We start from the raw sequence: 18757 nt of genomic DNA, 5'->3' as shown, positions 1-18757 counted from the left end.
CAGTGGTTGAGGTGAGTCATGCCGGCGCGGCCCGGGCTCATCGGCGTGGTTCCCAGCGGAACAGGCGAACAGCCAGAGTGACGGCGACGGCAACCCATCCCACCGTGGTGGCCAGCAGGGGAAGTGAGTCGAGCAAGGGAACGCCGCCGTTCCAGGCGTTGATGACCATCTGGGTAGCAGATCCACCAGGGAGCAGTCTTTTGAGCAGGGCGAAGTCCTCCGTACCGGTGATGCCCACCCAGCTGGCCACGGCGATGACCAGCAAGCTCACCGGCAGGGTGGTCACCTGCGCGTGCTCGGGAGAGTTCGTCAGTCCGGCCGTGGCCAGTGCCAGGGCGACCATCATGGCCGTGGTCGCCACGATCGCCACTGCGAGGAGCGGGACCTGAGCCGGCTCGGTGGTCACCGCTCCCAGCACGATCAGGATCACGACCACTTGGACGAGCGCGATGACGGTGGCCGGAGCAACCAGCCCGGTGAGGATGCCGGCGTCGCCCGCCGCGGTGGAACGTAGACGCTTGAGGAAGAGGTTCTGCCGGCGCGACGCGAGGGTGGTCACCGCGGTGGTGTAGAGCCCGAAGGACAGCACGGTGAACATCACGATCGCTGCGATGTAGCCGAGGCTGCCCAGGTCCGAGAACACGTCGTGCTGGTAGACGAAGTAGCCGCTGACGGCGACCGGGATGACGAGGCCGGTGACCAGGACGAGCCGATTCCGGAAGATCTGGATCATCTCGCTGCGAGCGATGGCCAACATGGTCGAGGTTCCTTTCGTGTGCGGTGCCGGGCCGTGGTTCATGCGGCGTCGAGGGCGCGGAAGACGTCGTCGAGACGGGTCGGTCCGGCCTGCAGCTTCTCCAGCTCCACGCCGCGGTCGTGGGCCCACGCCAGGAGGCGGTGAAGATCGTCCTGGAGCTGGAAGGTCTCGATGTGGAAGGCCCCGTTGAGCGCCCCCACGGTCGGCGGCTCGGGGGCACCGGGGGGCAAACCGAAGGTGATGACCGACGGAAGGGTCCGCGTGAGCTCCGCGACAGTGCCTTCGCGGTGGAGCCTGCCCTCGTGCATGAGGCCGATGCGGTCGGCCCGCTCCTGGGCCTCTTCCAGGTAGTGGGTGGTGAGCACGACCGTGGACCCCGCCTCGCGCAGCCTGTCCACAGCAGCCCAGAGTGCGTCGCGGGACTGGATGTCCAGCCCTGTGGTGGGCTCGTCGAGGATCACCAGCTCGGGCCCGCCGTACACGGCAGTGGCGAAGTCCAGACGACGCTTCTCCCCGCCGGAGAGCTGGGCGACGATGGTGCTCGCCTTCCGGGTGAGACCGACGACGCCGAGCACTCGGTCAACGGTGTCGTCCCGCCCGCTCAGGGAGCCGATCAGGGCGACCGACTCCTCCACCGTCAGGTCCGGGGAGAAGCCGCTCTCCTGCAACATGATGCCCATCCGCGGCCGAACGGCCTGTCGATCCTGTGGGCTCGCGCCGAAGATCCGCACCGTGCCGGAGGTGGCTTTGCGGTGCCCTTCGATGACTTCCAGGGTGGAGGTCTTGCCGGCTCCGTTCGTACCGAGCAGGGCGTAGAGCTCGCCGCGGTGGACCGTGAAAGACAGGTCACGGACGGCGGCGAAGTCACCGTAGGTGACGGAGAGGCCTGCGACGTCGATGACGGGAGAGTCGGGCATCTGGTCATTCCCTTTCGTTGCGTGAGAGCGCTGCCGTGTCATCAGGTTCGCCCAGGTCGCGGCGAGCTCGCGTCGGTGGAAAACCCGGTGTCGTACGCTGTTGCTGCCTCCGAACCGCGAGCCCAGTGCTGACGGCCGCCGTTCGCATCAGTGACAGTCACCTAATTCGGCAGGACCGAGAAGGAGCACCTGGTGGAACTCGTGGGCCGGCGTGCCGAGCGCGAGGCAGTCGAACGTCTGCTCGCGGAGGCACGAGCTGGACAGAGTGGGTCGCTGACCATCTCTGGCGAGGCCGGCATAGGCAAGACGGCGCTGCTCGAGCATGCTCGCTCGGTGGCAGCCCGGTCAGGGTTCCGGGTGGAAGGGGCGATCGGCCTTCTCCCCGAAAGTCAGTTCGCGTTCGGAGCCCTCCACCAGCTGTGCACGCCGCTCCTGGGACGCCTCGACGCGTTGCCCGAGCCACAGCAGATCGCCCTCCGTACTGCGTTCGGGCAACAGGCCGGTGTTGCCCCGGACCGCTTCCTGATCGGGTTGGCCGTCCTGAACCTGCTGTCCGAGGTTGCCGAGGCGGAGCCGCTGCTGTGCATCGTCGACGACGCCCACTGGCTGGACGAGGCGTCCGCACAAGTGCTGGCCTTCGTGGCCCGTCGGGTGGCGGCAGAGCAGCTGGCGCTGTTGCTGTGCGTGCGCGACCCCACCGATGACGGTGACCTCCGTTCGTTCGTCGGCCTGCCCGAGCTTCACCTGACCGCGCTGACCGAGAGCGACGCGCGGGCGCTGTTGGCCGCCGCAGTTCCTACTCCGCTCGACGACGAGGTGCGCGACCGGGTCGTCGCTGAGGCGCGCGGGAACCCCCTTGCGCTGCTCGAGCTGCCCCGGAGTGCGCCGCCGACGCGACTGGCCGGCGGCTTCGAGCCGCCCCATGAGCTGAGTGTGCCGCGCCGCGTCGAGGAGATGTTTCGGCTGCGCTCGAGGGACCTGCCGTCCGGGACGCGATTGCTGTTGCTGCTCGCGGCAGCCGACCCGACCGGCGACGCAGCCGTGTTGTGGCGCGCGGCCGCGACGCTGGGGATCGAGCCTGAGGCCGCCGCGCCCGCCGAAGCGGCCGGGTTGCTGGAGATCGGCAGTCGGGTGCGGTTCCGGCACCCGCTGGTGCGCTCGGCCGTCTACCGGGACTGCTCGGAACCGGACCGTCGCCGCGTTCACGGCGCACTGGCCGCCGCCACCGACCCACACTCCGATCCGGACCGGCGCGCCTGGCACCGCGCGCGGGCTGTCCTGGGCGCCGACGAGGAGGTCGCCGCCGAGCTGGAACGCTCGGCCGGAAGGGCGCGTGCCCGCGGTGGCCTGGCCGCCGCGGCCGCGTTCCTGCAGCAGGCGGCCGAGCTGACGCCTGAACCTGCTCGCCGTGCGAGCCGGGCACTGACGGCCGCGCAGGCCAAGCACGCCGCGGGTGCGTCCGAGACAGCCCTGGAGCTGTTGACGATCGCTGCCTCCGGACCACTGGACGCCCTGCGGAATGCTCGCACCGCACTGTTGCGCGCCCAGATCAGCTTCCATCTCTCGCGCGGCGGCCAGGTGCCGCGGATGCTGCTCGATGCGGCCGAGACGCTTGCCCCGCTCGACCCTGCGTTGGCCCGCGAGACCTACCTGGACGCTTTCGACGCTGCGCTCATCACCGGTGGGGAGGCCGTTACGGTCGCCCGCGCTGCGCAGGCGGCTCCCAAGGCGGCCGTGCCACCGCTGCCTTCGGACCTGCTCCTCGACGGCCTGGTGAAGACATTCACGGTGGGCCAGGAGGCGGGAGCACCAGCGCTCCGACTTGCTCTCCGGGCGTTCCGCGACGAGCCGGACAGCGGCCGGTCGGCTGATGGCCAGAGCAACCGGTGGCTGTGGTTGGCGGCTCGTAACGCCGTCGGGCTTCTCGATGACGAACTCGTGCACGTCCTGGCGAGCCGTCACGTCCGGCTGGCTCGCGAGACCGGCGCGCTGGCGACGCTGCCCGCGGCCCTGAGCTTCATGACCTCTGTCCTGACCCTGACCGGCGAGCTCGCTCGCGCCGGCGAGTTGGCCGCGGAGTCGAGGTCGATCAGCGAGGCCATCGGCGCGGTTCATCTCAGACATGGCGCCGTCATGCTCGCTGCCTGGCGCGGCGACCAGGCCGTCGCCGCCCACCTGAACGACATCACGCTCCAGGACTTCGCCAATCCCAGCGGCGGTGGAGAGGTCGCGGTGGCCCACTACTCGATGGCGGTGCTGCACAACGGGCTCGGCAACTATGCCCAGGCACAGGCGGCGGCGGCACTGGCTTGTGACAGCGATGAGCTGGGCCTTGCCAGCGTCGGCCTGCCGGAGTTCATCGAGGCGGCGGTGCGTACCGACCACCCCGACGTCGCGGCGAGCGCCCTCGAGCAGTTCAGCGCGCGGGCGCTCGCCTGCAACACTCCTTGGGCGCTCGGTCTCACCGCTCGATCCCGCGCGCTGACCACCGCGGGGGCGGTCGCCGAGAAGAACTACCGCGAGGCGATCGAGCAGCTCGGCCAGTCCCGGATGAACAGCGAGACTGCTCGTGCGCACCTCGTGTACGGCGAGTGGCTGCGCCGCGAGGGCCGCCGTCAGGACGCTCGCGAGCAGCTCCGCACCGCCCACGTACTGCTGTCCGCCATGGGCGCGGACGCGTTCGCTGCCCGCGCAGCCCGTGAGCTGCGCGCCACTGGCGAACACCCCCGCAAGCGCTCCGCGCAACCCACCGACGCCCTCACCCCCCACGAGCTGCAGATTGCTCGTCTCGTGGCCACCGGTGCGACGACACGGGAAGTGGGCGCGCAGCTGTTCCTCAGTCCCCGCACGATCGAAGCTCACTTGCGCAGCATCTTCCGCAAGCTCGGGATCACGTCGCGTCGTCAGCTGAAGGATCTACAACTCGCCTGAAGGTCCTCGGCGCGCAGCACCGACACCTACGCCGCCCTGATTCGTCGGCACTAAGTGATGTTCACCGACGCGAAGGCGCTGCCTGACGTAGCAGCATCGAGGCGTCGCAACGTGCAGCAGGACGTGGTTTCTGTCGACCCGGCCCGAGGTTCGCACGTCCCGTGGTCCGCTCGAGGACCGGCGACGCCGTACGCACCTACTCAGAAGGGCTCTTCATGCCGACCGACGTCACCGTGACCAACAACCCGGACCGACAGCGCTACGAGGCTGTTGTCGGCAAGGCGACACTCGCTGGGTACGTCGAGTACCAGGAGACCAGCGAGTTGGTCGTGCTGACCCACACCGAGGTCGACGCGACCCGCGCGGGGCGAGGGATCGGTGGCGCCCTTGCCCGCGGGGCTCTTGACGACATCCGCGAGCGTCGGCTGAAGGCGCTGGTGCTCTGCCCCTTCATCATCGGTTGGCTGCGCAACCACCCCGACTACCGGGACCTGCTCTTCAACGCACCCCCGTCCAAAGTCAGCGACTAGGAGCAGGCATGCCGAAGGCAACAGTGGACGGCGCGGCCAGACCGCCCCGCTTCGACGGCCTGACGGCCGTCTTCGTCAATGCGACGCTGAAGCGCTCGCCGGAACCCAGCAACACCGACGGGCTGATGCGGGTCAGCACTCGCATCATGGAGGAGCACGGGGTCGGGGTCGAGGTGATCCGGGCGGTCGACCGCGAGATCGCCACCGGGGTGTGGCCGGACATGACCCAGCACGGCGCCGAGGTCGACGACTGGCCCGCGATCCTCGAGAAGGTCCTGGCCGCGGACATCCTGGTCCTGGCGGGGCCGATCTGGCTGGGAGACAACAGCTCGGTGATGAAGCGAGTCGTCGAACGGCTCTACGGCTGCTCCGGCTCCCTCAACGACGCGGGTCAGTACGCCTACTACGGCCGCGTGGCCGGCTGTGTCATCACTGGCAACGAGGACGGCGTCAAGCACTGCGCCATGAACCTGCTCTACAGCCTGCAGCACCTCGGCTTCACCATCCCGCCGCAGGCCGACGCGGGCTGGATCGGGCCGGCCGGGCCCGGACCGTCCTACCTCGATCCCGGGTCGGGCGGTCCCGAGAACGACTTCACCAACCGCAACACCACGTTCATGACGTACAACCTGATGCACCTCGCGGCGATGCTGCGCGCCGCCGGCGGCGTACCGGCGTACGGCAACAGGCGCAGCGAGTGGGACGCCGGCTGCGCTCCTGACCAGGTCAACCCCGAGTACCGGTAGATCCCTGCCGAGAAGGAGAACACGTGACGGCGCACATCAGTTCACAACACACTTGGCCGCGGCTGCGGGTGGACGACTGGACCGAGACCCGCGACACCCTGCACATGTGGACCCAGATCGTCGGCAAGATCCGACTCTCGCAAGCGCCCCTGCTCAACCACTGGTGGCAGGTCACCCTCTACGTCGGACCTCGGGGGCTGACCACCGGCTCTGTCCCTCACCGCGGGGGGCTCTTCGACCTCGAGTTCGACTTCGTCGAGCATCGTCTCAGGGCTCGCACCAGCGACGGAGGCGAGCGCCTCATCCCCTTGTCGTCGCGGCCCGTGGCCGACTTCTACGGCGAGACGATGAGGGCGCTGGAGGAGCTGGGCATCGAGGCGACGATCGACGGCAGGCCCAATGAGGTCGAGCCGGCGATCCCGTTCGCCGAGGACCACCAGCACGCCACCTACGACCCCGAGGCGGCTCAGCTCTTCTGGCGCCAACTGGTGCACGCCGACCGGGTGATGGGAGAGTTCCGCTCTCACTTCGTCGGAAAGGTCAGTCCCGTTCACTTCTTCTGGGGCGCGATGGACCTGGCCTGCACCCGCTTCTCCGGGCGCGCGGCCCCAGCGCACCCCGGCGGTGCGCCCAACTGTGGGGACTGGGTGATGGTCGAGGGGTACTCCCGCGAGCTGAGCAGTGCCGGGTTCTGGCCAGGAGGGGGTCAGGAAGGCGCCTTCTACGCCTACGCCTACCCGGAGCCCGACGGCTTCGCCGAGTACCCGATCGGTCCGGACGCGGCGTACTACAGCGTCGAGAACGGCCAGTTCCTGCTGCCGTACGAGGCGGTGGCCGAGGCCGAGAACCCCGACCAGGACGTGGCGGAGTTCCTGCACACCACCTACCGCGCGGCCGCTGACCTCGGTGGCTGGGATCGGCACAGCCTGGAAGACGACCCACGCCGGTGGCCGCAACATCGCGTCGGTGCGGCTCGTTGACCACAGGTCGCACGAGCCGACGTGACGCCGGATCCGTGGACAGGGTGTGGACGTCCTCGTGGCGAACGCGGGGATCGGTGAGTTCGCGACGCTGAAGCAGACCACCGATGCGCACGTCGACCGGAACTTCGCGGTGCGGTGGTCGGCGCGTCTGCCGGCAGAGACGCTGCTGCTGCTGGCAGGTCTCGAGATCGAAACGTTGCGGCGGCATCGTCTTGACAGCGCGGAGACTTCGGCCAACCATCTGTCGTGATGGTTCACGTGATCGTTCACGGAACCGTTGGGACAGCCTGTCATCGCTCCGGCAGGCCGGTTGGAAGAGTCGACGAAAGCTGAGGAACCGCGATGACTGTGCTCCCTGCCCGCAGACGTTCCACGCCGTCGTGGCGTCGATTGACCGCTCTCCTCGCCGCGTCGGTGCTGCTGGCCGCGGCCGGATGCGGTGGTGGCGACGACGAGCCGTCCGGCGGCGCGTCCCAGGCGGCCGACTGCCGGCCGACGGGCGGACCGGTCAAGCTCACGTACTGGACCTGGGCGCCGGGCATCGTGGAGGCGGCCAAGGTCTGGAACCAGAAGAACCCCGACATCCAGGTCGCGGTGGAGGAGACGCCCCAGGGCAACAACGGGACCTACCCGAAGATGTTCAACGCGCTCAAGGCCGGTCAGGCTCCGGACCTCGGCCAGGTCGAGTTCGACTCCCTGCCGAACTTCCGGGTCCAGCAGGGACTGCGTGACATCTCGAAGTGCGCCGGTGTCGCCGACGCCGGGCCGAAGTTCGTGGACTGGACCTGGAAGCAGGCCACGTTCGACGGTGAGGGCGTCTTCGCGATCCCGCAGGACACCGGGCCGATGGCGATGTACTACCGCAAGGACCTGTTCGCCAAGGCCGGCATCGCCGTCCCGAAGACCTGGGACGAGTACGCCGCGGCCGCGGCCAAGCTGCACGCGGCCGACCCTTCGGTGACGATCACCCACTTCCCGCAGAAGGACGTCAACTGGTTCGCCGGTCTCGTCTGGCAGGCCGGCGGGCGGTGGTTCTCGAACTCCGAAGGCGGGTGGAAGGTCGACCTCGCCGACGAGAACTCGCGCAAGGTGGCGGCGTACTGGCAGAACCTGATCAGCAAGGGCCAGGTGGCCAACCTGCAAGGCTTCTCCGAGGCGTGGAACAACGCCGTGAACACCGGCAAGGTCGCCACGTGGATCTCCGCGGTGTGGGGGATCGGGACGCTGCGCGACGCGGGCCCGAAGACCGTCGGCCAGTGGGCGGTGGCCCCGATGCCGCAGTGGACCGCGGGTGAGCAGAAGGCCGGGAACTGGGGCGGCTCGACGACGGCCGTCCTGGCCGGGTCGAAGTATCCGGCGGAGGCCGCGAAGTTCGCGCTGTGGCTCAACACCGATCCCGAGGCGCTGGCGATCACGAACACCGAAGGCGGCCTGTATCCGGCCACCAAGGAGGGGCAGGCGTCGCTGCCGGGGCTGTCCAAGCCGGTGCCGTTCTTCGGTGAGCAGAAGGTGTTCGACGAGTTCAAGGCGGCCTCGGAGCAGGTCGACCCGAACTTCACCTGGGGCCCGACGATGGAGCAGACCTACGCGCACCTGAGGGACGGGTTCGGCGCGGCCCTGGGCGGCAAGGGCACGCTCGAGGAGGCCCTGACCAAGGCGACCCAGGACAGCGTCAAGGACCTCGAGCAGCAGGCGATCCCGGTTCAGAAGTGATGACCACGACGACTGCTCCGATCCCCGCCGCCGCCCGGCGGCGGGGATCCGCGCCGAGCACGCGGGCCGCTTGGGGGTTCCTCACCCCGTTCCTGGTCGGCTTCGCCGTGTTCTACCTGGTCCCGATCGGCTACGTGATCTACAAGAGCCTGTACGGCGTCCGTCGCAGCTCGACGTTCGGCCCGATCCAGGAGGTCTTCGTCGGCCTGGCCAACTACCGGTCGGCGCTCGGGGACGGCGACTTCGTCCGCGGGATCGGCCGGATCGCCCTGTTCGGGTTCGTCCAGGTACCGGTGATGCTGCTGATCGCGCTGGTCCTGGCGCTGCTGCTGGACTCGGCCCGGATCCGGTTCACCCGGTTCTTCCGGCTGGCCTTCTTCGTTCCGTACGCCGTACCGGGCGCGATCGCGGCGATCATGTGGGGCTTCCTCTACGCCCCGAGTCTGTCACCGTTCAACCAGCTCACGCGCCCGCTCGGGGCCGATCCCGACCTGTTGTCGGCCGACGTCATCCTGTGGTCGATCGCGAACCTGGTCACCTGGACCTACGCGGGCTACAACATGCTGATCATGTACTCGGCCCTGCAGGCGATTCCGGCGGACCTGTACGAGGCGGCGCGGATCGACGGCGCGAGCGATCTGCAGATCGCCTGGCGGATCAAGGTGCCGATCATCGCGCCCGCGGTCGTCCTGACCGCGGTGTTCTCGATCATCGGCACGCTGCAGCTGTTCACCGAGCCGCAGGTGATGGCGACGGTGTCGACGGCCATCAGCAGCTCGTACACGCCGACGATCGCGGCCTACGCACAGATCTCGGCCCAGAACTACGGACTCGGCGCCGCGATGAGCGTGATCATCACCGTGGCCACGGTGGTGCTCTCGGTCGTGTTCTTCCGGCTGACCAGGAAGCGGGTCGAGGGATGACGGCGACGAAGCTCGAACCGGACGTCCGGCGTACGGCGGAAGCGACGCCACCGGTGCGACGGTCGGCGGTGTCACCGCTGTCGATGGCCGTGCTCGGGGCGGCGACGCTGTACTTCCTGCTCCCGATCTTCTGGCTGGTCGTCGCCGCGACCAAGTCGACCGGTGATCTCACCTCGACCTTCGGGCTGTGGTTCGCGGACTTCCACCTCGTCGACAACCTGCGCGCGGTCGCCGAGTTCCAGGACGGCGTGTTCTTCCGCTGGCTGGGCAACAGCGCGCTGTACTCGCTCGGCGGCGCGACGGTGGGAACGCTGCTGGCGGCCATGGCCGGCTACGCGCTGGCGAAGTACGAGTTCCGCGGGCGCGAGCTGACCTTCTCGGTGATCCTCGGCGGCGTACTGGTTCCCTACACAGCGCTCGCCGTGCCGTTGTTCCTGTTGCTGGCCGAAGGCGGACTGACCAACTCCGTCTGGTCGGTTCTGCTGCCGTCGATGATCAGCCCGTTCGGCGTCTACCTGGCGCGGATCTACGCCGCCGCGTCCGTACCGGGCGAGCTGCTGGAAGCCGGCCGGGTGGACGGCGCCTCGGAGTCGCGGCTCTTCTTCACGATGGCACTGCGGCTGATGGCACCCGCGCTGGTGACGATCTTCTTGTTCCAGTTCGTTGCCGTCTGGAACAACTTCCTGCTGCCGTTGGTCATGCTGTCCTCGAACGACAAGTACCCTGTCACTCTTGGTCTCTACACGCTCAACACCCAGCTGACACTGGTCCCGGAACTGAAGGCGATCATCGTGACGGCCTCGTTGTTGTCCGTGCTGCCGCTGGTCATCGCCTTCTTGTGCCTGCAGCGCTTCTGGCGCTCGGGGCTCGCCGCGGGAAGCGTCAAGGCCTGAGCGCGGGAGCCGGTTGGGGGCCGAGACTGTGGGGGCGACGGCCCGAGGACGACGACGAGGAGCACTGTGGCCGAGCGGGATCCGATCGTGCGGGTGACCATCGAAGACGTGGCGGCCGCGGCGGGAGTGTCGCGGCAGACGGTTTCCCGTGCCCTGAACAACATGGCCGAGATCAAGCCGGAGACCCGGCAGCGGGTGCTCGCCACGATCGAGCGGCTGGACTACCGCCCGAACGCCTTCGCCCGGGGGATGAAGACCCGCAAGTCCAACACGATCGGCCTGATCGTCTCCGACATCTCCAACCCGTTCTACCCGGCGGTCGCGCGAGGTCTCTTCGATGCGGCCGAGACCGTCGGGTGGAACGTCGTCGTCTACAACACCGACCTGTCGCGCCGGCGGGAGGAGAGCGCGCTGAACGAGCTGATCGCGCGGGGAGCCGACGGCGTCGTGGGATTCTTCTACGCCCTCGACGACGCGACGCTGGCCCGGTACGCCGGGGATCTGCCGATGGTGGTCTCCGACCGGCCCGTCGACCATGCCGCGCTGACGTCGGTGACGACGGACTTCGGTGCCGGGATCCGGGCGGCCGTCGAGCATCTCGTCGCATCCGGTCACCAGCAGATCGGCATGCTGGACAGCACGGTGGGCGTGGCGGCCGACGAGCGGCGGGAGGCCTTCGTGGAGCAGGTCCCCGTCGCGCTGCCCGCCGCCGACCTCGCCGGCCACGTGATCCAGGGTCCGCCGACGATTCCCGGCGGGACCGCCGCGTTGCACGAACTGCTCAACGCCCGGCCGGAGATCACGGCCGTGGTCGCCTTCAACGACCTGATGGCGATCGGCGCGATCCACGCCGCCCGGGAGCGAGGCCTGGCCGTACCGTCGGAGCTCGCGGTCGTCGGCTTCGACGACCTGTCCATCGCGCCGTACGTCTTCCCACCGCTGACCACCGTGCACACCGACAAGTACGCCCACGGCCGGAGACTGGCCGATGTGCTGCACCAACTGACCGCCGAACGGACCCCCGACCGGTACGGCGAGCGCCCCGCGCCATCGGTGAGCGGCAGCCGGGTCGTCCTGCCCGCCACCCTGATCGTGCGCGAATCAGCCTGACGCGGCTGACACGCCCGCCCAGCGCCGCGACTCAGGACGGCTGATCTACTCGAAGGACGGAGGGGATGCGCCGTTGATCTCGAGCGTCAGAGTGAGAACGGACAGCTGAGCGGGATGGTACAGGTCGCCGATCGCCCGCTGAACGGTCCGCTTGGCCGGCGAGATCGTCGGCAGACCGACCTCGACAGCTCGCACCAGGTCGGAACGGTCCGTCGACAGCGCGCGCAGGTGTCCGGCCAGTCGCGCCGCGAGCTCGTGCTGCTGCTGGAGGTCGGCGTCGACGGCGAGGCTGTCGAAAGCCGCGACAGCGGTGTGGTCGCGGTAGGGAGCCAGGAGGTCCAGGTAGGCCTCCAGCGCGTCGTCGCTCAGCAGCCGGGAGAGCACGACGACCAGAGCGCGCTCGACCTCGGGCAGTCCGCGAACCTGTGCGGCGGCAGCCGCCGGTAGGTCTGTGGGCGCGGCCCGGTGCAGCATGTCGGCGAGCTCCAGCCGTGTCTGCTGGAGTTGATCGATGGTGACGGCCAGTTCGGCGTCGAGGGCTCGCAGCGCGGTGGCGGGGTGCTCGTCGGCGTCACCGATGACGGCGATCTGCGGCAAGGTGAGACCGAGTTGGGTCAGGCGGCGGATCCGGAGCAGCCGGATGAGGTGCGCAACGCCGTACAGACGGTAGCCGTTGGATTGCCGCCGGGGCTCAGGCAACAGTCCCAGTTCGTGGTAATGCCGGACGGTACGCCTGCTGGTGTCGGCCAACTCGGCAAGCTGGCGGGGGCTCCAGACCACGACGGGCCTCCTTCCGTCCCGATCAGCTCCAGGTGGCGAACTCTCTGCCCGGACGCAATTTTACTGCCACTGCGGTTCAGGCGACCAGGAGTGAGACGAGCAGGGCGATCAGGATGGAGTTGAACAAGAAGGCGACCAGGGCATGCTGGGCCACGGTCTTTCGCATGGCGGGGCTGGACACGGCCACATCAGCTCCGTTGTAGGCGGTGCCGACCTGCACGGCCAGATACCAGTAGTCCGACAGCCGGGGCTTGGATTCGCCGAGACCGGCAAACCGCAATCCACCCCGATGGGCGTCCTCCCGGGCATAGTGCACGGTGTAGACGGTGACGATCAGCAGCCACGACGAAGCCACGACCAGCACGGCAAGTCCGATGACGGTCGGGCTGCTGCGGAGTTCGGGCAGCACTGCCGCAGCTGCCACCGACCCGATCGCCAGGAGGCAGAACGACAGCGCACCGAGAGGTCCACCGCCCGACCACCACTCCGAACGGCGGCGCCGGCGTCGATTCTCCTGGGATTCCGCCAGCCACCTGCGCAGCTCGGCCCCGCCGGCCGGCCGCAGGACCGCCCAGGTCAGACACATGTAGATCGTGGCGTAGGCCGACCAGGTGCCGAAGTAGACGGTCACCAAGAACTCGAGCGATCCGATCGTCCCCGGCGTCCAGATCTGTACGAGCGAGCCGTAGCCCGCCGCCAGCGCTACGCTCACCGCGGCCGCGACGACGTACCGGGATCCGTCGGAGACCAGCCGCGGGCGGCCGTCAGAGGGCACAGTGGGCATCGGCGGGTGCAGCCTTGGCGTCGATCAGGTACGTGGCCACGATGGAGTCGACGCAGTCGTTGCCGGCGACCAGGGCAGCCCCGTGCTGTTTCCCGTCGACGGTCAGCAAGCCGGCGCCGAGCGTCTTGGCCAGCCCGATGCCGTGCTGGTGGGGCGAGGCAGGGTCGCCGGTGACCGAGACCACCAGCGTCGGCGGCAGACCGTCGGTGTCGGTCACGTAGGGGTAGGTCAGGCTGGGCCCGGCCGGCCAGTGTTCGCAGATGTCACGAGCCTGACGGTTCCGGCCGTCGTCCAAGAAGGGAGCGGCGGCCTGCATCTGCCGGCGCATCGCGGTTTCCTGCTGCGGACTCAGCCGCTCCCGGTCGTTGCAATGGGTCGCGAACGCGCCCTCCAGCATGTTGGTGTACCGGCCGTCGGCCTGGAGTTCGTGCGCGCCGTCGCGGATAGCGAGCAAGGTCCGTCCCTGGCCTGCGGCGAGTTCCGTCAAGGCCTTGACGACCGTCGGCCAATCGGTCGAGTGGTAGAGCCCGAACAGCACTGCTTCGACCGCGCCGCGGTAGGTCAGCCGGCGATCGGTACCGACCGGCAGCGGTCGATCGAGCAGTGGCCGGACCAGTTGCTGGAACCTGCTGGTCGCCTTGGCCGGATCCGTGCCGAGTGGGCAGCCCGCCGCTCGAGCACAATCGGTGGCCAGCGCGTCGAACGCCTGCTGGAAGCCGGCGTACTGGTCGACCATCCGCTTCTCGATGCCGAGGCGAGGATCCATCGCCCCGTCCAGGACCATGGTCCGGACCTTGCCGGGGAAGGTCTGGGCGTACACCGCGCCCAGCCGGGTCCCGTAGCTGAAGCCGAAGTAGTTGAGCTGTTCGTCGCCGAGGACGGCCCGCAGGAGGTCCATGTCGCGGGCGGTGTCGCGGCTGCCCAGATGGCTGATGACGTCCGCTCCACCGGATCCGTCGGCGCAGCTCGCGGCGACCCGGCGGGTTTCGTTCTCGGTCCAGGTCTCGCCCCCGAACAAGTTGATGGCCATCAGCAGGTCGTTGCGCCGCTCGGCGTCGGTCAGACAGTCGACCGACGGCGTGGAGGCGCCGGTGCCGCGCATGTCGAAGCCGACCACATCGAACTGTCGGGCGATCCTCGGATAGCCCTTGAAGTCCTTCAGCTGCGCGGCGAAACTCATGCCGGACGACGCCGGACCACCCGGGTTGACCACCAGCGAGCCCTTCGGCTCCCCGGTGGCCGCGACCTTCAGTACGCCGAGCTGGATCGTCCGGCCCTTCGGATTCCCGTAGTCCAGCGGAACGGTCAAGCGGGCGCACTGCAGTTGCTTGTTCGCAAAGGCCTTGACGTCGCGATCGGTCGTCGCGAAACCGGCGCACGAGCCGTAGTCCAGCTTCTGGTCGTAGAACGCCGTGAGTTCCGGGAGAGCCTCGTCAACGCGATCTGTTGATGCTGTCGACGCGCTGCACCCGACCAGGACGGACGACAACAACGCGACGGCGAGCGGCCGGCGGAACCGAGCGAAGCGAGACACGACAGGGACTCCTAGAGCAGTGGTGAGGCGATCACCGACAAGCCAACACGTGGCCGCTACGGCCACGTCAAGACCGGCTGCCACAGCGTTCGATCTTGACAGCCAGGGCTCAGTGCGGTTGTGTTTCTAACAGCGAAACATGTGAAAATAACACTATAGCCTGAGAGAGGCGGGTCGGGATGAGACTTCGGCTGATGGCCGCGGCGGCGATGCTCGCGCCGATGATCGTTGCCTGCGGTGCCGAGAACGAGCCGGGTGGCGGCGGCGGGGACGCCAAGATCGCCTTCCTGATGCCCGACATCGCCTCGACCCGCTACGAGCAGTTCGACGCGCCGCTGTTCAAGGCCAAGATGAAGGAGTTGTGCGCCGGCTGCGAGGTGCTCTACCAGAACGCCGGTGCCGATCCGTCCAAACAGCAGCAGCAGGCGAACTCGATGCTCGCCCAGGGTGTGAAGGCGATCGTGATCGATCCGGTGGACTCCGCCGCGGCGGCCTCGATCGTCCAGTCCGCACAGGGCCAAGGGATCCCGGTGATCGCCTACGACCGGCCGATCCCGGACAAGAAGGCCGACTACTACGTGTCGTTCGACAACGAGAAGATCGGTCAGCTGATCGCCCAGTCGCTGGTCGACGAGCTCAAGGCGGCCAAGGCGACCGGCGGCATCCTGCAGGTCAACGGCTCACCGACCGATGCCGCGGCCGGATTGATCAAGAAGGGCATCCACAGCGCGGTCGATCCGAGCGGCTTCAAGCTGCTCGCCGAGTTCGACACCCCGGGCTGGCAGCCGCCGAAGGCGCAGGAGTGGGTCGGCGGTCAGATCACCCGGTTCCCGAACCAGATCGCCGGTGTGGTCGCCGCGAACGACGGCACCGGTGGCGCCTCGATCGCAGCCTTCAAAGCGGCCGGTACGAAGGTGCCGCCGGTCACCGGCAACGACGCCGAGCTGGCCGCGATCCAGCGCGTGATCGCCGGTGATCAGTTCAACACCATCTCCAAGCCGATCAAGACCGTCGCCGACGCTGCCGCCGTCGTCGCCCACGAATTTGCCCAGGGCAACAAGCCGGCCGGGAAGACGACGCTGTTCGACACGCCGTCGGAGCTGTTCACCCCGACCGTCGTCACCCAGGACAACGTCGCCGAGGTGCTGGCCACACCGGACTTCGCCCTGAAGGTCGCCGATGTCTGCACGGCGGAGTACCAGGCGGCCTGCGACAAGCTCGGGGTCAAGTGATGGCGGTCCTCGAGTTGCGGGGGATCAGCAAGAACTTCGGTGCGGTCGCCGCGCTGACCGACGTCGACCTGAGCGTGGATGCCGGACAGGTGGTCGCGATCGTCGGCGACAACGGTGCCGGCAAGTCGACGCTGGTGAAAGTCCTGTCCGGCGTCCATGCTCCGGACGCCGGCCAGGTCCTGTTCGAGGGCCGCGAGGTGACGATCAACGGGCCCGCGGCGGCGCACCGCCTCGGCATCGCGACCGTGTTCCAGGACCTCGCGCTGTGCGAGAACCTGAGCGTCGTCGAGAATCTGTTCCTCGGCCGTGAGCTCGCGCCGTACCGGCTGGACGACGTGGCGATGGAGGTTCGTTCCTGGGAGCTGCTCCGGCAGTTGTCGGCCAAGCTCCCGGCGGTCCGGATCCCGGTCGCCGCACTGTCCGGCGGGCAGCGGCAGACCGTCGCGATCGCCCGGTCGCTGCTCGGTGACCCGAAGGTCGTCGTCCTCGACGAGCCCACCGCGGCGCTCGGCGTCGCCCAGACCACCGAGGTGCTCAACCTGATCGAGCGGCTTCGCGAGAACGGGCACGGTGTCGTCATGATCAGCCACAACATGGCCGACGTCCGCGCTGTCGCGGACCAGGTGGCCGTCCTGCGGCTCGGCCGGTCCAACGGCGTGTTCGATGCCCGCGTCACCTCGTCGGAGGAACTCGTCGCCGCGATCACCGGTGCGTCGGACAACGTCGTGACGCGGCGCGCGGCCCGCGGGCAGAGCGACGTACGGGAAGGAGCCCAGGGATGACGGCGATGGATCTGAGCGACGAGCGCCTCCGGCAACGATCGGGGCTGAGAGGGTACGGCGCGAGCCTGCTCGACCGGGTCCGGTCCGGGGAACTCGGCATGATCCCGGTGGTGATCGGACTCGTGGTGATCTGGGCCGTGCTGCAGGCGCTCAACCCGATCTTCCTGTCCAGCACCAACCTGGTGAACCTGACGATGGAGTGCGTACCGGTCGGCATCGTTGCGCTCGGCATCGTCTGTGTCCTGCTGGTCGGCCAGATCGACCTCTCGGTCGGCTCGATCAGCGGCCTGTCCGCGGCGATCATGGCGGTCCTCTTCGTCAACGAGAGCTGGCCGGCCTGGCTGGCGGTGGTCACCGCGGTCGCGGCCGGGATCGGTATCGGGCTGCTCTACTCGCTGGTCCACAACCGGGTCGGGATTCCGAGCTTCGTGATCACGCTGGCCGGTCTGCTGTCGTTCCTCGGCCTGCAACTGAAGGCGCTCGGTACGTCGGGCTCGATCAATCTCCCGTACGACTCGGCGCTCGTGCGGTTCGCTCAGCTCTGGTTCGTCCCGGCCTGGCTGTCCTACGTCGTGGTCGTGGTCGCGGCCGCCGCGCTGTTCGCCGTCGGTTATCGGCACGCGGGCAAGCGCCGTACCGTAGGCCTGTCGGCGCGTTCGCTGAGGTTCTTGCTGGCGCGGAGCGGTCTGATGCTGGCCGGCCTCGGCTTCGCGGTGTGGTACCTGAACCGCACGCGTGGCGTCGGCTGGATGTTCGTCCTCTTCGTCGGGCTCGCGCTCGTCCTGCACTACGGACTCACCTCGACCAGGTGGGGCAAGTCCCTGTACGCCGTGGGCGGCAACGTCGAGGCCGCCCGGCGGGCAGGGCTCAACGTCAACCTGGTCTACACCTCGGCCTTCGTGCTCTGTACGACGCTCGCCGCGGTCGGCGGCATCCTCGCCGCGGCCCGGCTGGCGGCAGCGAACCAGAGCAGTGGGGGAGGGGACGTCAACCTCAACGCGATCGCCGCCGCCGTGATCGGTGGCACCAGTCTGTTCGGTGGCCGAGGGACCGCCTTCGCCGCGGTCCTCGGCATCCTGGTCATCCAGTCGATCTCCAGCGGCCTGACGCTGCTCAGCCTGGACTCGTCCTATCGCTTCTTCGTCACCGGAGTCGTGCTGCTCCTCGCGGTCGGCGTGGACTCCCTGGCCCGGCGTTCCCGCGCCAGCCACGGCCGCGGGTAGCCAAGACGGTCAACTCCAGGGGGTTTGGTCTAGCCCAGGCTGTCCCAAGGTCAGTTGGCACTGGATCCGGTAGAGGTCGCCCCGGGTGGTCGCGCGGACGTGCTCGACCGGGCGGCCGGACTGGTCCTCGCAGGTGCGGACGAAGAGGAAGGCCGCCGAACGTAACGGGACGTCGAGCAGGATCGACTCCTCCTCGTCGGTCACCGTCGGCTCGATGGTCTGTACGCCGGAAGTGATCCGCCGGCCGTAGCGCTCGGCCAGAAGCTGGTACCACGACTGGTCCTGCAGGTCTTCCCTGGTCAGGTCGGGCGCGATCGTCTGCGGGACGTACACGGTCTCCAGGGTGAGCGGGATCTCGTCGGCCAGCCGGAGCCGGCTGATCCGCCAGACCCGCTCGTCGGGGCCGATCCGGAGCTTCGTGGCCAGGGTCTCCCCGGCGTACCGGACGTCCATGCCGAGCGTGCGGCTGGACGGTCGTTTGCCCAGGGCAAGCATCTCTTCGGTGAACGACGAGACCGTCAGCCCGTGGGTCAGTTTGTGCTGCCCGACGAACGCGCCCTGCTTGGGGATCCGGTGGACCCGCCCTTCGGCCTCGAGCCGGTCGAGCGCGTTGCGCAGGGTCATCCGCGCCACGCCGAAGTCCGCGGCCAGCTGACGCTCCGCGGGCAGCCGGTCGCCCGGCTCCTTCTGGTCCAGGAGGTCGAGCAGTCGTTCGCGCAGCGCCCCGGAGCCGGCCCGGCTCACGGGCCCTTGATCGTGGTCCTTCAGTGCTCTCGCCCTCCCACCACATCGATGCTGTCCCCGGCTGTCGGGCGACGGTATCCAAGATCGTCAGGGGTTGACAGGCATCCCCGGATCGTTCCACTATTTCGTGGTCTAGCCCACGATAGCCGAACTAGACCAGACGATCCAGAGTTGG

At 68.6% G+C, this 18757-nt stretch carries 18 protein-coding genes; 12 read left to right on the top strand and 6 right to left on the bottom strand.

Annotated features, from left to right (window positions below; genetic code table 11):
- Positions 1 to 37: 37 nt before the first annotated feature.
- A complete protein-coding gene (locus HDA39_RS12355; protein ID WP_184795362.1) occupies positions 38 to 757 on the bottom strand; it encodes an ABC transporter permease in 720 nt (239 codons plus the stop codon).
- A 38-nt stretch (positions 758 to 795) separates the two neighbouring features.
- Positions 796 to 1674 (bottom strand): ABC transporter ATP-binding protein, encoded by an 879-nt coding sequence (locus HDA39_RS12350; protein ID WP_184795361.1) that lies wholly within the window; start codon positions 1672 to 1674, stop codon positions 796 to 798.
- 192 nt (positions 1675 to 1866) lie between these two features.
- Here HDA39_RS12350 and HDA39_RS12345 point away from each other — a divergent pair, with 192 nt between their 5' ends.
- From HDA39_RS12345 to HDA39_RS12305, 9 genes are all read left to right on the top strand, one after another.
- Positions 1867 to 4605 (top strand): AAA family ATPase, encoded by a 2739-nt coding sequence (locus tag HDA39_RS12345; protein WP_202892972.1) that lies wholly within the window; start codon positions 1867 to 1869, stop codon positions 4603 to 4605.
- A 215-nt stretch (positions 4606 to 4820) separates the two neighbouring features.
- Positions 4821 to 5135: a GNAT family N-acetyltransferase gene (locus HDA39_RS12340; protein WP_184795360.1), complete on the top strand. Its 315-nt coding sequence runs from the start codon at positions 4821 to 4823 to the stop codon at positions 5133 to 5135.
- A gap of 8 nt (positions 5136 to 5143) precedes the next feature.
- Complete coding sequence (locus tag HDA39_RS12335) at positions 5144 to 5881, top strand: flavodoxin family protein (RefSeq protein WP_184795359.1); 738 nt, start codon at positions 5144 to 5146, stop codon at positions 5879 to 5881.
- A gap of 23 nt (positions 5882 to 5904) precedes the next feature.
- On the top strand, positions 5905 to 6861 hold the full coding sequence (locus tag HDA39_RS12330; protein WP_184795358.1) for a DUF5996 family protein: 957 nt from the start codon (positions 5905 to 5907) through the stop codon (positions 6859 to 6861).
- 46 nt (positions 6862 to 6907) lie between these two features.
- Positions 6908 to 7114: a hypothetical protein gene (locus HDA39_RS12325; RefSeq protein WP_184795357.1), complete on the top strand. Its 207-nt coding sequence runs from the start codon at positions 6908 to 6910 to the stop codon at positions 7112 to 7114.
- Between the two features lie 92 nt (positions 7115 to 7206).
- Positions 7207 to 8577: an ABC transporter substrate-binding protein gene (locus tag HDA39_RS12320; RefSeq protein WP_184795356.1), complete on the top strand. Its 1371-nt coding sequence runs from the start codon at positions 7207 to 7209 to the stop codon at positions 8575 to 8577.
- Positions 8577 to 9500 carry a carbohydrate ABC transporter permease gene (locus tag HDA39_RS12315; protein ID WP_184795355.1) on the top strand — a complete coding sequence of 308 codons (924 nt, stop codon included), beginning with the start codon at positions 8577 to 8579 and terminating at the stop codon, positions 9498 to 9500. The genes HDA39_RS12320 and HDA39_RS12315 overlap by 1 nt, the downstream gene beginning before the upstream one ends.
- Complete coding sequence (locus tag HDA39_RS12310; protein WP_238356033.1) at positions 9497 to 10393, top strand: carbohydrate ABC transporter permease; 897 nt, start codon at positions 9497 to 9499, stop codon at positions 10391 to 10393. The genes HDA39_RS12315 and HDA39_RS12310 overlap by 4 nt, the downstream gene beginning before the upstream one ends.
- Before the next feature lie 93 nt (positions 10394 to 10486).
- Positions 10487 to 11503, top strand: coding sequence for a substrate-binding domain-containing protein (locus HDA39_RS12305; protein ID WP_202892971.1), 1017 nt, complete (start codon positions 10487 to 10489; stop codon positions 11501 to 11503).
- 45 nt (positions 11504 to 11548) lie between these two features.
- Here HDA39_RS12305 and HDA39_RS12300 read toward each other — a convergent pair whose 3' ends face one another.
- The 3 genes from HDA39_RS12300 to HDA39_RS12290 all read right to left on the bottom strand — a co-directional run bounded on the left by HDA39_RS12300 (position 11549) and on the right by HDA39_RS12290 (position 14601).
- Positions 11549 to 12283, bottom strand: coding sequence for a MerR family transcriptional regulator (locus HDA39_RS12300; RefSeq protein ID WP_184795354.1), 735 nt, complete (start codon positions 12281 to 12283; stop codon positions 11549 to 11551).
- 76 nt (positions 12284 to 12359) lie between these two features.
- Positions 12360 to 13067, bottom strand: coding sequence for a DUF1345 domain-containing protein (locus tag HDA39_RS12295; RefSeq protein WP_184795353.1), 708 nt, complete (start codon positions 13065 to 13067; stop codon positions 12360 to 12362).
- Positions 13048 to 14601, bottom strand: coding sequence for an alpha/beta fold hydrolase (locus HDA39_RS12290; protein ID WP_184795352.1), 1554 nt, complete (start codon positions 14599 to 14601; stop codon positions 13048 to 13050). The genes HDA39_RS12295 and HDA39_RS12290 overlap by 20 nt, the downstream gene beginning before the upstream one ends.
- A 179-nt stretch (positions 14602 to 14780) precedes the next feature.
- Between HDA39_RS12290 and HDA39_RS12285 the strand changes: the two genes are divergently transcribed.
- From HDA39_RS12285 to HDA39_RS12275, 3 genes are read left to right on the top strand one after another with little or no spacing between them, the layout of a single operon-like run.
- Positions 14781 to 15833, top strand: coding sequence for an ABC transporter substrate-binding protein (locus HDA39_RS12285; protein ID WP_184795351.1), 1053 nt, complete (start codon positions 14781 to 14783; stop codon positions 15831 to 15833).
- Complete coding sequence (locus tag HDA39_RS12280) at positions 15833 to 16615, top strand: ATP-binding cassette domain-containing protein (RefSeq protein WP_184795350.1); 783 nt, start codon at positions 15833 to 15835, stop codon at positions 16613 to 16615. The genes HDA39_RS12285 and HDA39_RS12280 overlap by 1 nt, the downstream gene beginning before the upstream one ends.
- Positions 16612 to 17838: a sugar ABC transporter permease gene (locus tag HDA39_RS12275; protein WP_202892970.1), complete on the top strand. Its 1227-nt coding sequence runs from the start codon at positions 16612 to 16614 to the stop codon at positions 17836 to 17838. Before HDA39_RS12280 ends, HDA39_RS12275 begins: the two co-directional genes overlap by 4 nt.
- 9 nt (positions 17839 to 17847) lie before the next feature.
- Here HDA39_RS12275 and HDA39_RS12270 read toward each other — a convergent pair whose 3' ends face one another.
- Entirely contained in the window at positions 17848 to 18582 is a 735-nt protein-coding gene (locus tag HDA39_RS12270; RefSeq protein ID WP_184795349.1) for a UTRA domain-containing protein, read from the bottom strand.
- Between the last annotated feature and the right edge of the window lie 175 nt (positions 18583 to 18757).

Origin of the sequence: Kribbella italica, assembly GCF_014205135.1 — a bacterium.
Classification (GTDB): Bacteria; Actinomycetota; Actinomycetes; order Propionibacteriales; family Kribbellaceae; genus Kribbella; species Kribbella italica.
This window is presented reverse-complemented; position numbering and strand designations above follow the sequence as displayed.

Excerpts from the sequence above, each read along its gene's own strand:
- HDA39_RS12355 (WP_184795362.1), bottom strand. The coding sequence starts at position 757 with ATGTTGGCCATCGCTCGCAGCGAGATGATCCAGATCTTCCGGAATCGG.
- HDA39_RS12350 (WP_184795361.1), bottom strand. The coding sequence starts at position 1,674 with ATGCCCGACTCTCCCGTCATCGACGTCGCAGGCCTCTCCGTCACCTAC.
- HDA39_RS12340 (WP_184795360.1), top strand. The coding sequence starts at position 4,821 with ATGCCGACCGACGTCACCGTGACCAACAACCCGGACCGACAGCGCTAC.
- HDA39_RS12335 (WP_184795359.1), top strand. The coding sequence starts at position 5,144 with ATGCCGAAGGCAACAGTGGACGGCGCGGCCAGACCGCCCCGCTTCGAC.
- HDA39_RS12320 (WP_184795356.1), top strand. The coding sequence starts at position 7,207 with ATGACTGTGCTCCCTGCCCGCAGACGTTCCACGCCGTCGTGGCGTCGA.
- HDA39_RS12315 (WP_184795355.1), top strand. The coding sequence starts at position 8,577 with ATGACCACGACGACTGCTCCGATCCCCGCCGCCGCCCGGCGGCGGGGA.
- HDA39_RS12310 (WP_238356033.1), top strand. The coding sequence starts at position 9,497 with ATGACGGCGACGAAGCTCGAACCGGACGTCCGGCGTACGGCGGAAGCG.
- HDA39_RS12295 (WP_184795353.1), bottom strand. The coding sequence starts at position 13,067 with ATGCCCACTGTGCCCTCTGACGGCCGCCCGCGGCTGGTCTCCGACGGA.
- HDA39_RS12285 (WP_184795351.1), top strand. The coding sequence starts at position 14,781 with ATGAGACTTCGGCTGATGGCCGCGGCGGCGATGCTCGCGCCGATGATC.
- HDA39_RS12280 (WP_184795350.1), top strand. The coding sequence starts at position 15,833 with ATGGCGGTCCTCGAGTTGCGGGGGATCAGCAAGAACTTCGGTGCGGTC.
- HDA39_RS12275 (WP_202892970.1), top strand. The coding sequence starts at position 16,612 with ATGACGGCGATGGATCTGAGCGACGAGCGCCTCCGGCAACGATCGGGG.